General features: G+C 66.1%; 14 protein-coding genes. 7 read left to right on the top strand and 7 right to left on the bottom strand.

Annotated elements, in window-relative coordinates; translation table 11 throughout:
• The first annotated feature begins 33 nt into the window (after window positions 1-33).
• The 5 genes from NZK81_RS07570 to NZK81_RS07550 all read left to right on the top strand — a co-directional run bounded on the left by NZK81_RS07570 (window position 34) and on the right by NZK81_RS07550 (window position 3,695).
• Window positions 34-579, top strand: a complete 546-nt coding sequence (locus tag NZK81_RS07570) for a DUF1285 domain-containing protein (RefSeq protein WP_260045711.1) — start codon at window positions 34-36, stop codon at window positions 577-579.
• Window positions 576-1,181: a CoA pyrophosphatase gene (locus tag NZK81_RS07565; RefSeq protein WP_260045506.1), complete on the top strand. Its 606-nt coding sequence runs from the start codon at window positions 576-578 to the stop codon at window positions 1,179-1,181. Before NZK81_RS07570 ends, NZK81_RS07565 begins: the two co-directional genes overlap by 4 nt.
• The gene (locus NZK81_RS07560; protein WP_260045504.1) at window positions 1,174-2,346 is read left to right on the top strand and encodes a CCA tRNA nucleotidyltransferase; all 1,173 of its coding nucleotides are present in this window, start codon (window positions 1,174-1,176) and stop codon (window positions 2,344-2,346) included. Before NZK81_RS07565 ends, NZK81_RS07560 begins: the two co-directional genes overlap by 8 nt.
• Entirely contained in the window at window positions 2,343-2,981 is a 639-nt protein-coding gene (locus NZK81_RS07555; RefSeq protein WP_260045503.1) for a retropepsin-like aspartic protease family protein, read from the top strand. Before NZK81_RS07560 ends, NZK81_RS07555 begins: the two co-directional genes overlap by 4 nt.
• Before the next feature lie 66 nt (window positions 2,982-3,047).
• Window positions 3,048-3,695, top strand: coding sequence for a retropepsin-like aspartic protease family protein (locus NZK81_RS07550; protein WP_260045501.1), 648 nt, complete (start codon window positions 3,048-3,050; stop codon window positions 3,693-3,695).
• Between the two features lie 104 nt (window positions 3,696-3,799).
• Here the strand turns inward: NZK81_RS07550 and parC are convergent, their stop codons facing one another.
• From parC to NZK81_RS07530, 4 genes are all read right to left on the bottom strand, one after another.
• Window positions 3,800-6,088 (bottom strand): DNA topoisomerase IV subunit A, encoded by a 2,289-nt coding sequence (gene parC, locus NZK81_RS07545; protein ID WP_260045499.1) that lies wholly within the window; start codon window positions 6,086-6,088, stop codon window positions 3,800-3,802.
• Window positions 6,089-6,167: 79 nt separating this feature from the next.
• Window positions 6,168-6,500: a 2Fe-2S iron-sulfur cluster-binding protein gene (locus tag NZK81_RS07540; RefSeq protein WP_260045497.1), complete on the bottom strand. Its 333-nt coding sequence runs from the start codon at window positions 6,498-6,500 to the stop codon at window positions 6,168-6,170.
• A 2-nt stretch (window positions 6,501-6,502) separates the two neighbouring features.
• Window positions 6,503-7,582 (bottom strand): cysteine desulfurase family protein, encoded by a 1,080-nt coding sequence (locus tag NZK81_RS07535; protein ID WP_260045495.1) that lies wholly within the window; start codon window positions 7,580-7,582, stop codon window positions 6,503-6,505.
• Entirely contained in the window at window positions 7,579-8,634 is a 1,056-nt protein-coding gene (locus NZK81_RS07530) for a cysteine desulfurase family protein (RefSeq protein WP_260045493.1), read from the bottom strand. Before NZK81_RS07530 ends, NZK81_RS07535 begins: the two co-directional genes overlap by 4 nt.
• Window positions 8,635-8,766: 132 nt before the next feature.
• On the opposite strand from NZK81_RS07530, the gene NZK81_RS07525 reads away from it, so the two are divergent.
• Window positions 8,767-9,423: an alpha/beta hydrolase gene (locus NZK81_RS07525; protein ID WP_260045491.1), complete on the top strand. Its 657-nt coding sequence runs from the start codon at window positions 8,767-8,769 to the stop codon at window positions 9,421-9,423.
• A 70-nt stretch (window positions 9,424-9,493) separates the two neighbouring features.
• Here NZK81_RS07525 and NZK81_RS07520 read toward each other — a convergent pair whose 3' ends face one another.
• Window positions 9,494-9,703: a hypothetical protein gene (locus tag NZK81_RS07520; protein ID WP_260045489.1), complete on the bottom strand. Its 210-nt coding sequence runs from the start codon at window positions 9,701-9,703 to the stop codon at window positions 9,494-9,496.
• 78 nt (window positions 9,704-9,781) lie between these two features.
• On the opposite strand from NZK81_RS07520, the gene NZK81_RS07515 reads away from it, so the two are divergent.
• Window positions 9,782-11,668, top strand: a complete 1,887-nt coding sequence (locus NZK81_RS07515) for a DUF885 domain-containing protein (RefSeq protein WP_260045487.1) — start codon at window positions 9,782-9,784, stop codon at window positions 11,666-11,668.
• A gap of 52 nt (window positions 11,669-11,720) precedes the next feature.
• On the opposite strand, the gene NZK81_RS07510 is transcribed toward NZK81_RS07515, so the two are convergent.
• Together NZK81_RS07510 and NZK81_RS07505 are read right to left on the bottom strand one after the other, a co-directional pair.
• A complete protein-coding gene (locus tag NZK81_RS07510) occupies window positions 11,721-12,074 on the bottom strand; it encodes a hypothetical protein (protein ID WP_260045485.1) in 354 nt (117 codons plus the stop codon).
• A gap of 109 nt (window positions 12,075-12,183) precedes the next feature.
• Window positions 12,184-13,785 carry a phosphoenolpyruvate carboxykinase gene (locus NZK81_RS07505; protein WP_260045483.1) on the bottom strand — a complete coding sequence of 534 codons (1,602 nt, stop codon included), beginning with the start codon at window positions 13,783-13,785 and terminating at the stop codon, window positions 12,184-12,186.
• Between the last annotated feature and the right edge of the window lie 41 nt (window positions 13,786-13,826).

The raw sequence follows: 13,826 nt of genomic DNA, 5'->3' as shown, positions 1-13,826 counted from the left end.
GGCGTGGGCGTGCCTATCTGGCATCGCGAAACCATGCCTTACGAACCGCCCCCGGAACTTGCCGCCCTCTCGCTTGGCGAAGTGGCCGAGCTGGTCGCGGCGCGCAAGCTGCCGCCGGTGTCGCAATGGTCGCCAGAGGCTGTCGGCGACAGCGAGATGCGCATTGCCGCCGATGGCCGCTGGTTCCATCAGGGCGGTGAGATCAAGCGCGCGGCGATGGTGCGCGCCTTCGCCTCGCTGCTGATGCGCGATGAGGACGGACAGCACTGGCTGGTCACGCCCTCGCAGAAGCTGTCGATCGACGTCGACGATGCCGCCTTCATCGCCATCGACGTCAAGCAAGAAGACGGCGCCCTCGCCTTTCGCCTCAACACCGACGATCTCGTCATCGCCGATGCAGAGCACCCGATCCGCGCCGAGGGCGATCCCGATACGCCCGCGCTGTACCTCGGCGTGCGCGGCGGCACCGAGGCCCGGCTCAACCGCAGCACCTACGGCCAGCTTGCCGAGATCGCACTGGCCGGCGGCGACTTGTCGGTAACGAGCCGCGGCACCTGCTTTTCGCTGCGGCCGGCATGACCACGCTGTTCGACGACGTCACCCGCCGGTTCGAGGCCGGCCATGCCAAGGCCCCGCCCGCCTTGTGGATCGACCCGCGCATCCACGAGATCGAGAGCTTCACCCCCGCCGCCGTGCTGATCGCCATCACCGAACGCGAAAGGCCGGGCATGCTGTTGCTGCACCGCCCCTCCACCATGCGCGCCCACCCGGGCCAGATTGCCTTTCCCGGCGGCCGCATCGATCCGGGCGAGACCCCTGTCGAGGCCGCCTTGCGCGAGGCCAACGAGGAACTCGGCGTCGATCCCGGGCAAGTCCGTGTGGTCGGCACCAGCGACCGCTATCGCACGGGCAGCGGCTACGAGATCACCCCGGTCGTCGGCGTGGTCCCGCCCGATCTGGAAATCCGCCCCAACCCCGCCGAAGTCGCCCAGTGGTTCGAGGCTCCGGTCGATTTCGTGCTCGATCCGGCCAACCAGGTCACGCGCACGATCGACTGGGAGGGCCGCAGGCACAGCTTCGTCGAGATCACCTGGACCGACAGCCGGCAGGATCACGTGATCTGGGGCGTGACCGGGGCGATCCTTCACAACCTTTCCGGCAGGCTGAACTGGCATGACTGAACGGCTCGACGCACCCTGGATGCACCGGGAGGACATCGCCGAACTGGTCGCCGCGCTCGGCGAAGGCAACGCGCGCTTCGTCGGCGGCGCGGTGCGCGACACGCGGCTGGGCCTGCCTGTGAAGGACATCGACATGGCGACGGTCCTGCTGCCCGATGAGGTGATCGCGCGCCTCAAGGAAGCGGGCATCCGCAACGTGCCGACCGGGATCGATCACGGCACCGTTACGGCCGTTCTGCCGGGCGGTCCGGTAGAGATCACCACCTTGCGCCATGACGTCAGCACCGACGGACGCCGCGCCACGATCGCCTTCGCCAACGACTGGCAGGAGGATGCCGCCCGGCGCGATTTCACTATCAACGCGCTCTATGCCGATCCCAAAAGCGGCCAGATCTTCGACTATTTCGGCGGCAAGGCCGACCTTGCGGGACGGCACGTGCGCTTCATCGGCGATGCCCGCCAGCGCATCCGCGAGGATCACCTGCGCATCCTGCGCTACTTCCGTTTTCAGGCCAGGTTCGGATCGCAACCCGCTGATACGGAAGCGGAAAGTGCCTGCTCCGATCTAGCCGCCACGCTCAAGGGGCTTTCGCGCGAGCGGGTCGGCATGGAGACGATGAACCTGCTCGGCCTGCCCGATCCGGCCCCGACCGTGCGGCGCATGGCTGAACTCGGCGTGCTCGAAGTGATCCTGCCCGAGGCCGATCCGCAGGCGCTGGCCGACCTCGTCGCCTGCGAACAGGCGCAAGGCGCGTGCCCGGATGCCCTGCGCCGCCTCGCCGCGCTGCTGCCCGCGCAAGTGCCGCTCGCCGAACAGGTCGCCTCGCGCTTCCGCCTTTCCGGCGCACAGAAGAAGCGGCTGGCAGCGGCAGCGGCCCGCGATGGAGAGCCGGGTGATCCCCACGCCCTCGCCTATCGCCTCGGCATCGACAGCGCGCTCGACCGCATGTTGATCGCCGGCGCCGACATCGCGCCGCTAGAGGGGTGGGACATTCCGGTCTTTCCGCTCAAGGGCGGCCGCATCGTCGCGCGCGGCGTCGGCGCGGGCCCCGAAGTGGCGCGCATCCTGCACCGCGTGGAAGACCGCTGGATCGCCGAGGGCTTTCCCGATGAGGCCCGCGTGGAAGCGCTGCTCGACGCGGAACTGGAAAGCCGCTCGGCGTGAACCTTGGCGAACTGGGCAGCTTCCTGTTCGAACAGCCGCTGCTGGCGCTGACCATCGCCGCGATCCTGCTGGCGATAGCCGCCGGCATGGTCTCCGCCACGCGCCCCCAGCTCGGTCATGGCCTGCGCAACACGGCCTATCTCGGCCTTGCCGCGGCCCTGTTGCTGACCGTGGCCCAGATCGCCGGGCACAACACCCGCTCCGAAGCCGCCTTGTGGCTGGACCGGACGCGCCCGGCCTCGGTCGAGGGCGACGAGACGGTGATCTCGAAACGCGTCGACGGACATTTCTGGGTGGTCGGCGAGTTGAACGGAGTTTCAGTAGAATTCCTCGTTGATACCGGCGCGACCTACACCGGTGTATCGCAGAAGGTGGCCGCGCGTGCCGGCCTTGTGCCCGATCAGGACGACGAAGGGATGGTACTCGACACCGCGAACGGCCCCATCGTCGCCCGCAAGGCCACTGCCAACTCGCTGCATTTCGGCGGGATCGAAGCAAACGGCCTGACCATCGCCATCGCACCCGACACCGAAAGCGATCTGAACGTGATCGGCATGAACCTGCTCTCCCGCCTTGCCAGTTGGCGGGTCGAGGGCGACAAGCTGATCCTCCAGCCGGCCCCGCACCAGACGTAGACACTGCAGGCGTCTTCCTGATCGTCAGTCAGCCACCGTCAAGCTACCCCATGCTATGAGCCGCGCATGGACCTTTCCGAAATCACGTCCTACCTCGCCGATCACCCGCTTCTGGTGCTGGCCATGGCGGCGATCTTCGTGAGCGTGCTGGGCGGCATGATGCGGCGCAGTGCGCCCTATCTTGGCGGATTTCTACGCGGGCTGGGCAATCTCGGCCTGATCGCGGCACTGCTGCTGACAATCGCGCAAGTGACGCGCTTCACCACGGGCACCGACTTCGCCCTGCCGCAGCTCGGCCTGCCGCGCCAGAGCGTCGCCGGCAACGAAACGCGCGTGCCGATGCAGCCCGACGGGCACTTCTGGATCCGCGCGGCAGTCAACGGTGTCGAGCGAGACTTTCTCATTGATACGGGCGCGACGCTGACCGCCATTTCGCCCGATACCGCCAATAGCGCCGCGGTTCAGGCCCATCGGCTCAACCGATCGGTGACGATGCGCACCGCCAACGGCGCCATTCAGGCCCGCCTTGCAATCATCGACGAGCTGCGCATGGGCAATATCGTCGCGCGCGGGCTCGATGCGGTGGTGGCGCCGGGACTGGGCGAGACCAATGTCATCGGCATGAACCTGCTCTCGCGCCTCGCGAGCTGGCGGGTGGAAGGCAGGACACTGATCCTCGTGCCGCACCACCCGCAGCCGATGGAAGAGGTTTAGACCACCTCCGCTCACTCTGAGCTTGTCGAAGGGTGCTGATCCCAGGCTGCGCCAACGTCCTTCGACAAGCTCAGGACGAGCGGATGATACGGATTCTCGGGACCTCAGAACTTGTTGTCCCGCGGGAAGCCGTTCGGCGGCAGGCGGCCGGCCGCGCCGCGCGCGACCTTCCACATGACCATTTCCTTCTCTGTCCGCGTGCGGCCCGTGTCGCCGCCCATGGTCCATGAGAGGCCGTCCTCCAGCTTGAGCGTCGTGACGTCGGACATGCCGCCGTCGCGATAGCGCTGCAGGGTGACGCCCTGCCCCTTGGCGAGCACAGGCAGTTCCTCAAGACTGAAGATCACCAGCTTGCGGTTCTCGCCCACGACGGCGACGTGGTCGTGCTCGGGCGGGATCTCGCGCACGACCATCAGGCGCACGCCGGGCTTGGTGGACATCACCGCCTTGCCCTTGCGCGTCTCGGCCAGGATCTCGTCGGTCTCCACGGCAAAGCCGCGCCCGACGTTGGAGGCCAGCAGCAACTGCGTCTTGGGCTTGTGCGGCATGGCAGCAACGATATGCGCATCGGAATCGATGTCGACCATGGTGCGGATCGGCTCGCCGAAGCCCCGCGCGCCGGGCAGCTTGTCCGCTCCCAGCGTGTAGAAGCGGCCATTGTCGAGCGCGATCAGGATCTTGTCGGTCGTCTGCGCATGGAAGGCGAAGGCCGGGCCATCGCCTTCCTTGAACTTGAAATCGCCATCGAGCGGCACGTGCCCCTTGGCCGCGCGTATCCAGCCGCGCTGCGAGAGGATCACCGTCACCGGCTCCTTCTCGATCATCGCGTCCATCGAGAATTCGACGGTCGGCTGTGCCTGCGCAATCGTTGTGCGGCGGCGGCCAAGCTCGGTGGTCTCGGCGTAGTCCTTGCGCAGCGTGGTCAGGTCGCGCTTGAGACGGGTGCGCTGGCGGGCCGGGCTGTCGAGCAGCTTCTGCAGCTCGTCCTGTTCCTTCAGCAGGTCCTCGCGCTCCTGGCGAAGTTCCATTTCCTCAAGCTTGCGCAGCGAGCGCAGCCGCATGTTGAGGATCGCTTCGGCCTGACGGTCGGTGAGGTTGAATTCGGCCATCATCACCGGCTTGGGCTCGTCCTCGGTGCGGATGATCTCGATCAGCCGGTCGAGGTTGAGGTAGGCGATGATATAGCCTTCGACCAGTTCCAGCCGCGAGGCGATCTTGTCGAGCCGGTGGCGCGTGCGGCGCAGCAGGATGTCGATCTGGCTGTAGACCCATTCCTGCAGCAGCAGCTTGAGCCCCATCACGCCCGGAGTCCGGTGCGAATCCAGCACGTTGAGATTGAGACTGAACCGGCTTTCTAGGTCGGTCAGCCGATAGAGGCTTTCCTTCAGCAGCTCCGGATCGACATTGCGGCTCTTGGGAACAAGCACGAGACGGATGTGCTCGTCGCTCTCGTCGCGCACGTCTTCCAGGATCGGCAGCTTCTTGTCGCCAATGAGCTGGGCGATCTGCTCGATCAGCTTGCCCTTGGCGAGCATGTAGGGAATTTCGGAAACGACGAGCTGCCACTGGCCGCCGCCCAGTTTTTCTATTCCGGTCTCTTCCCAGTTCCCCGCTTCGTCGCGCCCCGTGGAGAAGCGGGCCCGCATGCGGAAGGCGCCCTTGCCGGTCTCGTAGGCATGGGAAATCACTTCGGGGCTGTCCACCACGAGGCCGCCCGTCGCAAAATCGGGGCCGTGGAACACTTCCATGAGCTGGGCGTGCTCGGCATGGGGATTGTCGATCAGCAGCAGCGTGGCGTCGATGATCTCGGCGACGTTGTGGCTGGGAATCGAGGTCGCCATGCCCACGGCAATGCCGGTGGCACCATTGGCGAGCAGGTTCGGGAACAGGCCGGGGAAGATTTCCGGTTCCTGCTCTTCCCCGTTGTAGGTGGGGATGAAATCGACCGTGCCTTCATCCAGCCCGGCCATGAGCTGGATCGCGGTCTTGGTCAGGCGCGCTTCGGTGTAGCGGTAGGCGGCGGCGTTATCGCCATCGATATTGCCGAAGTTGCCCTGCCCCTGCACTAGCGGATAGCGCAGCGAGAAGTCCTGCGCGAGGCGCACCATCGCGTCATAGACCGAGGCATCGCCATGCGGGTGGTACTTACCGATCACGTCGCCGACGACGCGGGCGGACTTCTTGTAGGCGCTCGCCGGATCGAGCTTGAGCTGTCGCATCGCCCAGAGCAGACGGCGGTGCACCGGCTTGAGACCATCTCTCAAGTCCGGCAGCGAACGCGCTGTAATCGTGGACAAGGCATAGACGAGGTAGCGCTCGGACAGCGCAGCGTCGAAAGGCGCGTCTACGATGGCGTCAAAGGGGTCGGATTCGTCGTCGGTCGTGCTCACCATGGCCGGACAGCCCTAGCAACGGGATTGCCGCGGCGGGAACCCCGGGAGCGGGGTTTTCCGCCGTTGTCTTTCCCGTAAGTCAGCCGATCTGCATGTCGCGCGACACGCCCGGGATTTGCACCTCGATGCCGTCGAGCGCCTCGGTCAGTTCGATCTGGCACGACAGGCGGCTGGTCCGCGTCACGTCGGCGGCCAGATCGAGCATGTCCTCTTCTTCCATGGAAGCAGGCGGCAACTTGTCGAACCAGTCGGGCGCAACGATGACGTGGCACGTCGAGCAGGCCATCTGGCCCTCGCACGTCCCCTCGAGCGGCATGCCCGCACCCTGGGCAACTTCAAGCAGACGAGCGCCCGGCTCGGCCTGTGCCGTCACCTTGCTCCCTTCCGCAGTTACAAAAAGCACATTCAGCAAATTCAGACTCCCTGCGCCGCCGCCGCGGCATCTATTCTAGCGCAGGCATCCTCCAATTCCCCGGCATCACTATATCGCCCGAATCCCAGACGGATAGAGGTTTTGGCCTCCTTGTCCGAAAGACCCAGCGCCCGCAGCACGTGGCTGGGCCTTCCCGATCCGCTGGCGCAGGCCGATCCTGCCGAAAAGGCGATGTCACGCAAGTCCGACATGAGCCGGGCCACGTCGAGCCCCACAAGGCGGACATTGAGGTTGCCGTGCCAGCGCCGCGTCGCCGATCCGTTGAGCGTCCAGCGCGACAGGACGGCCCGCGCGCGCCGCCACAAGTCCTCGACCAGCGCGGCATCGGCATCCATGCGCGCTTTCGCCAACTGCGCCGCCGCGCCGAATCCTGCGCAGAGCGCGGGGCTCAGCGTGCCCGAGCGCAGCCCCTGCTCCTGCCCGCCACCATGGATCAGCGGCTTGAGGTCGAGCCCGTCACGCAGCCACAGCGCACCGATACCCTTGGGGCCGTACATCTTGTGCGCCGAGACCGCGATCATGTCTGCATTGCCCGGCGGGGCAAGTTTGCCTGCGCCCTGGACCGCATCGCACAGGAACAGCGCGCCCGCGGCATGGGCGCGCTCGGCCAGTTCCTCGACCGGCTGGATCGTCCCGATCTCGTTGTTCACCTGCATGACGGCGACAAGGCCGGTTTCCCCGGGAATGGAGACCAGCGGATCGACCAGCCCCTCGCTGTCGACCGGAATGACATGGGCCAAGGGATCGAGCGCGCGCGCCGTGTCCAGCACTGCGGCATGCTCGATCGCAGAGACGGCAAAGCGGCGTGCACCGCTGCCGGCCATCGCCAGATTGATCGCCTCTGTCGCGCCCGAAGTGAAAATCACCTTGCCCCCCGGCGGCAGCAGCGACGCAACCTGTTCGCGCGCCACTTCCACCGCAGCGGCGGCCGCCCGCCCCGGACGGTGCGGGCTATGCGGATTGGCAAAGCCCTGCGTGTCAGCCCCGCCCAACCAGGGCAGCATGGCATCGCGCGCTTCGGGGGCGAGCGGCGTGGTCGCCTGATAATCGAGATAGATCATGCCTTCACCCCAACCCCTGCGATGGTCTTCCAGGCCGCAATGAATCGGTCGATTTCCGCCTCGGTTGTCTCCCTGCCCATCGAGACCCGGATCACTTCGGACGGGTGCGGATAGTCCATGGCCTTGAGCACATGGCTGGTCTTGAGCGAGCCGGAGGAACAAGCGCTTCCGGCCGAAACCGCAATGCCCATGGCATCGAAACGGATCAACTGGGCATTGGCCGACTTGCCCTGCATCCGGTAGCTGCCGACCGTCTCGGACCGCGCCGCCTCCACCGCCACGACTTCGCCCCCCGCTTGCGTGATAGCGGATTCCAGTATCTCTCGAAGCCGCTTTGCCTCACTCGTCCATTCCGAACCGGCTTCGAGCGCGGCCGCCATGGCCAGCACGCCCGGCAGGTTCTCGGTTCCCGCGCGGTAGCCGCGTTCCTGTCCTCCGGTGGGGTGAAGCAGGTTCCAGTCGCGCACCAGCAAGGCGCCGACCCCGATGGGACCGCCGAACTTGTGCGCCGACAGCGCGATCAGGTCGGCATCGGGCAAGGCGCGCTTACCCGCCCCTTGCGCGCAATCGGCCAGGAGCACGCCGCCCGCGCCGCGCACGGCTTCGGCAATGGCAGCCAGATCCTGCAACACGCCGGTTTCGCTGTTGACCTGCTGCACGACGACAAGCCCCGCCAGCGCCGCACTGTCCGGGTTCACTCTGCCGCAGGCGTCCACCGCCAGACGGGGCGCGTCTCCGGCCAGACGCAGCACGGCGTCATGCTCGACGGCCGACACCGCCTCCAGCGGCGCCTTGCTCCGTCCTATCGCCAACGCCAGCGCCTCGCTCGCACCCGAGGTGAAAACGACTTCCCCCTCCCAGCCCAGCGCGGACTTCACCCGCGCGCGGGCCTCTTCCAATGCCGCGCGGGCAGCCCTGCCGGGTGCGTGCGGACTGGACGGGTTCGCCCAGATCGCCGCGCCGTGCAGCCAGGCATCGCGCGCTTGAGGCAGCAACGGCGTAGTCGCGGCATAATCGAGATAGATCGGCACAGGGTTCGATTTCTGGAACATCGCTAGCAAAGTTGTTTTCGGGGCAAAGATTTCTATATAGCGAACCTCCCTTTTTCCACTCCCGCAGATGGCTGACGAGACATTTCGTCGCCAACGAGCGGGAGTTTCAACAGGTCAGGCCAGAAACAGACAATGCCAGCAGTGATTTTTCCCGGTCCCGAAGGTCGCCTCGAAGGCCGGTTCCAGCCCGCTCCGCGCCCGCGTGCGCCCGTGGCCATGATCCTCCACCCGCACCCGCAGGCGGGCGGCACGATGAACGACCGTATCACGCAACACATGTACAAGACCTTCGTGAACCGGGGTTTTGCCGTCCTGCGCTTCAATTTCCGCGGCGTCGGCCGCAGCCAGGGCAGCTTCGACAACGGCATAGGCGAGCTTTCCGATGCCGCAGCCGCGCTCGACTGGGTGCAGTCGATCCACCCCGAGGCGCAGACCACGTGGATCGCAGGCTATTCGTTCGGTGCGCTGATCGGCATGCAGCTGCTCATGCGCCGTCCGGAAATCCGCGGCTTCATCTCGGTCGCGCCGCCGGCGAACATGTACGACTTCAGCTTCCTGGCCCCCTGCCCCGCCTCGGGCATCATCGTCCAGGGCACGGCGGACACGGTGGTGACGCCGAGCGCGGTGCAGAAGCTGGTCGACAAGCTGCGCACGCAAAAGCACATCACCATCCACCACGACGAGATCCCGCGCGCCAACCACTTCTTCGAGCACGAAACCGAAGACCTGATGCGCTCGGTCGACAACTACCTCGACATGCGCCTCGCGCCGGATTGCCCGATCAAGTGATGCCTTGCCGCCCGGTTCAGCCGCGCTGAACCGGGCCGGTTCCGGGTGCGCCGCTCCCTTGCGACCGCCGCTATTGCGCCTGTGCCTTTTGCGCTTCGCTTGACAGCGACCTGCCTTCGGGCGTCGGCAGGGTCCAGATCAGAATGTTGATCACCATGACCAGCGCGAGCACCAGCATAAGCACTGCCTGCTTGCGGTAACCGCCACGCCGCAAAAGGAAAATGGCGCCCAGAACGAGGGCGACGGTGGTCAGCTCCAGCAGCGAAAGCGCAATATCCATGCATCGCTCCTAGCGCAGTCCGGCGAAGCGTGCGAGCCGGTTTGACTTGGCCGATCCGTCCCGCCATCGTCCCACGCCATGCAAGACACCCCCCACACGCAAACCATCGATCCGCGCCGCCCCCTCTCCCGGCGCAATGTCATCCACCTCCTCGCCGCAGGCACCGCCACAGCCGCCCTGGGCGGCCTGGTCCGTCCGCTGACGGCGCCTGCCGGCGCGGTATCGACCCCAGCGACCGCACCCGCCGGCGCAGCCTTGCTGGACGAGATCGCCTGGCACCTGCTCGATCACTCGCCCGAAGGCGCGACCGGTCTGGGCGTCGACACCAGCGCCCACGCCGCGCTGCGTTTCCGCATGGAAGACCGCTCGCAGACCGGCCGTGATGCCCTCGCCTCGGTGCTGCGGCAGGACCTCGCCCGAATCGAAACGATCGACACGTCAGACTTCGATCACGCCACCCGCACCAGCTACGCCGTCGTGAAGAGCGCCTACGCGACCGCGCTCGACGGCTTTGCGCAGCCCTATGGCGACGTCGCCGTGGGCGGCTGGCGCAACACGCCTTATGTCGTCATCCAGAACGTCGGCGCCTACATCGATACGCCGCGCTTCCTCGCCGCCGACCACCCGGTCCACGACGCCGGGGACGCGGATGCCTATATCGCGCGCCTGGGCCAGATGGACGACCAGCTCGACGGCGAGCTGGAACGGATGCGCAGTGCCGCCGCAATGGGCCTGATCCCGCCCGACTTCCTGCTCGACCGGGCCATCGCCCAGATGACCAGCACTATCGCCGATGCCCGCAACGAGGGCGGCGGCATGGTCGGTGCGCTGGTCAGCCGCACCGCGGATATTCCCGGCGACTGGGCGAAAGAGGCCAGGCAGGTCGTTTCCGGGGAAATCGTGCCCGCCCTCGAACGCCAGCTTGCAGAACTCCAGCGCCAGCGCGGCCTTGCGACGGGCGATCCGGGCATGCGCGAGCGCCCGCACGGCAGCGAATTCTACGCCTGGGCCCTGCGTGCCAGTACGACCACGCCGATGCCCGCCGATGAAATTCACCAGCTCGGGCTCGAACAGCTTGCCGAACTGCACGGGCGCATGGACCCGATCCTGAAGAGCCTGGGTTATACGCAGGGCAGCGTCGGCGCGCGCATGACGGCGCTGGGCACGGACAAGCGCTTCATGTTCCCCGAGGGCGATCCCGGCCGCAAGGAAATCCTCGCCTTCATCCAGAAACGCATCGACTGGATCCGCGCGCAGATGCCGCGCGCCTTCCGCACGCTGGTTCCGGGCAATGTCGAGGTACGCCGCCTGCCGCTAGCCGAAGAACCGGGCGCGCCCACCGCGTATGGCGGCGCGGGCTCGAAGGACGGGACGATCCCCGGCAAGATGTGGATCAACCTGCGCACGACCGACCTGCACCGCAAGTACGACCTGCCCACGCTAGTCCATCACGAAGCGATCCCCGGCCACGTCTGGCAGGGCGAATATGCCAATCGCCTGCCGCTGATCCGTTCGATCCTGGCATTCAATGCCTATTCGGAAGGCTGGGCGCTCTATGGCGAGCAGCTCGGCGACGAACTGGGCGCCTACGACGACGATCCTGTCGGCCGCCTCGGCTACCTGCAGTCGATCGCCTTCAGGGCCTGCCGCATGGTCGTCGACACCGGCCTTCACGCGCGCGGCTGGAGCCGCGAGGAAGGCGTTCGCTTCTTCATGGAGAAGAACGGCAACAAGCGCGAGGAAGTGGTCAACGAAGTCGACCGCTACTGCTCGTGGGCAGGACAGGCCTGTGGCTACAAGATGGGCCACAACCAGATCAACCGCCAGCGCGAACGCGCGATCGCGGAACTGGGCGCTGCCTACGACCTGCGCGACTTCGACCAGGCCGTAGTGGACGGCGGCAATGTTCCGCTCGACGTGCTGGCGGACAATATCTCCGCCTACATCAAGGGCGCCAGGGCCTGAGCCCCGTCACCTCGCCGCCCCTTCCTTCAGGGGCGGCGGGCATGGCGGGGTCCTAGCTCTTCCCGAAGAAGCCCTTGGCCATGTCGGTCAGGTCGTCGATGGCGCTGCCATCGCCGTCCCTGTCCAGCAGGGCGGTGATCTTCGAAGGATCGGAAGCAATCGCGCCGGCGAACTCGGACAGCGATCCCTCGCCGCCGATGGCCGCGATGATCTGCTGGATCATGCCAAGATCAAGCCCGGTCTTCCCGGCGGCGAGCTGGGCCGTGTCGCCCGGCGCCTGATGCGCCACGCCAAGTGCGGCAATCGCCTTTTCCGCCATGGCCGGATCGATACCAAGCTGGCTCGCCAGATTGCCGACGTCCGCGTGTTCGCTGACCTGGCTGAGGATGCCGTCGAAAAGTCCCATGTGCGGTTCTCCTATTTGGGGGACCGCCATCAATGCACCCATTTCATGACAAAACAAGGGCCCCGGAACCGAAGTCCCGGAGCCCCTGCATGATGTGATTGGCAGACCGTCAGGCGGCGACGGGCGCCGCCTTGCGCACGGCCTCGTCAACGTGAGCCTCGAACTGCTCGAAGTTCTCGATGAAGGCCTTGACCAGCGTCTGCGCGGTCTTGTCGTACTCGACCGGATCGGCCCAGGCGCCGCGCGGGTCGAGCAGCTTGGTGTCGACGCCTTCCACGGCCACCGGAACCTCGAAGCCGAAGTTCGGATCTTCCTTGAACTCGGCTTCGTTGAGGCTGCCATCGAGCGCGGCGTTGAGCAGCGCGCGGGTGGCCTTGATCGGCATGCGCTTGATGCCTTCCATGGTGGCCTTGCCGCCCGACCAGCCGGTGTTGACCAGCCAGCACTTCACGCCGCCCTTGGCGATCCGCTCCTTGAGCAGGTTGCCGTAGACGGTCGGGTTACGCGGCATGAACGGCGCACCGAAGCAGGTCGAGAAGGTGGCTTCCGGCTCGGTCACGCCGATCTCGGTGCCCGCGACGCGCGCGGTGTAGCCCGAGAGGAAGTGATACATCGCCTGTTCCGGCGTCAGGCGGGCAATCGGAGGCAGCACGCCGTAAGCGTCGGCCGTCAGGAAGATGATGTTATGCGGAACCGGACCGAGGTTGTGCTTCGACGAGTTCGGGATGAAGTCGATCGGGTAGGAACCGCGGCTGTTCTCGGCCAGCGTATTGTCGTCGAGGTCGATCTGGCGGGTTTCCGGATCGATGACGACGTTTTCCAGCACCGTGCCGAAACGGCGGGTGGTGGCGTAGATTTCCGGCTCTGCCTCTTCCGACAGGCGGATCACCTTGGCGTAGCAGCCGCCTTCGAAGTTGAACACGGCGGTGTCCGACCAGCCATGCTCATCGTCACCGATGAGGGTGCGGCTGGCATCGGCCGAAAGCGTGGTCTTGCCGGTACCCGACAGGCCGAAGAACACGGCGGTGTCGCCATCCGAGCCGATGTTGGCCGAGCAGTGCATCGGCATCACGCCCTTGGGCGGCAGCAGGTAGTTGAGAATGCCGAAGACCGACTTCTTCATCTCGCCGGCATAGGCGGTGCCGCCGATCAGGACGAGCTTCTCGGAATAGTTGACCGCGATGATCGTTTCGCTGCGGCAGCCGTGGCGCAGCGGATCGGCGCGGAAGCTGGGCAGGTCGATGATCGTGTATTCGGGCTCGAAACCGGCCAGTTCCTCTTCATCGGGACGCACCAGCAGGGTGCGGATGAACAGGTTGTGCCAGGCGAGTTCGTTGATCACGCGAACATTGACGCGGTGCTCGGGCTGCGAACCGCCGAACAGGTCCGCGACGTAGAGCTTGTCCTTCGCGGCGACTGCGGCAAGGAAATCTTCCTTGAGCGCGGCGAAGTGCTCCGGCGTCATCGGGACGTTGGTCTTGCCCCACCACACCGAATCTTCGGTCTCGGCGTCCTTGACGATAAACTTGTCCTTAGCCGAACGCCCGGTGTGCTTGCCGGTGGCCACGACGAAAGGACCATCGGCCGAAAGCATCCCCTCCCCGTTACTGACAGCCTGCTCGACCAGCGGCGCGGTACCGAGGTTGGCATAGATCTGTGCCGACGTATTTATGCCCTGGCTCTCGAGCGGATAGCTAAGGGAAGCGGTCAATGTTTTCTCCTCCAAAGGACTGCACGCCGGGATCGCCGCCC

This window comes from Novosphingobium mangrovisedimenti (assembly GCF_025153475.1).
GTDB classification, from domain to species: domain Bacteria; phylum Pseudomonadota; class Alphaproteobacteria; order Sphingomonadales; family Sphingomonadaceae; genus Novosphingobium; species Novosphingobium mangrovi_A.
The sequence above is the reverse complement of the archived record's forward strand: the minus strand, read 5'-3'. Positions and strand labels throughout refer to the sequence as shown.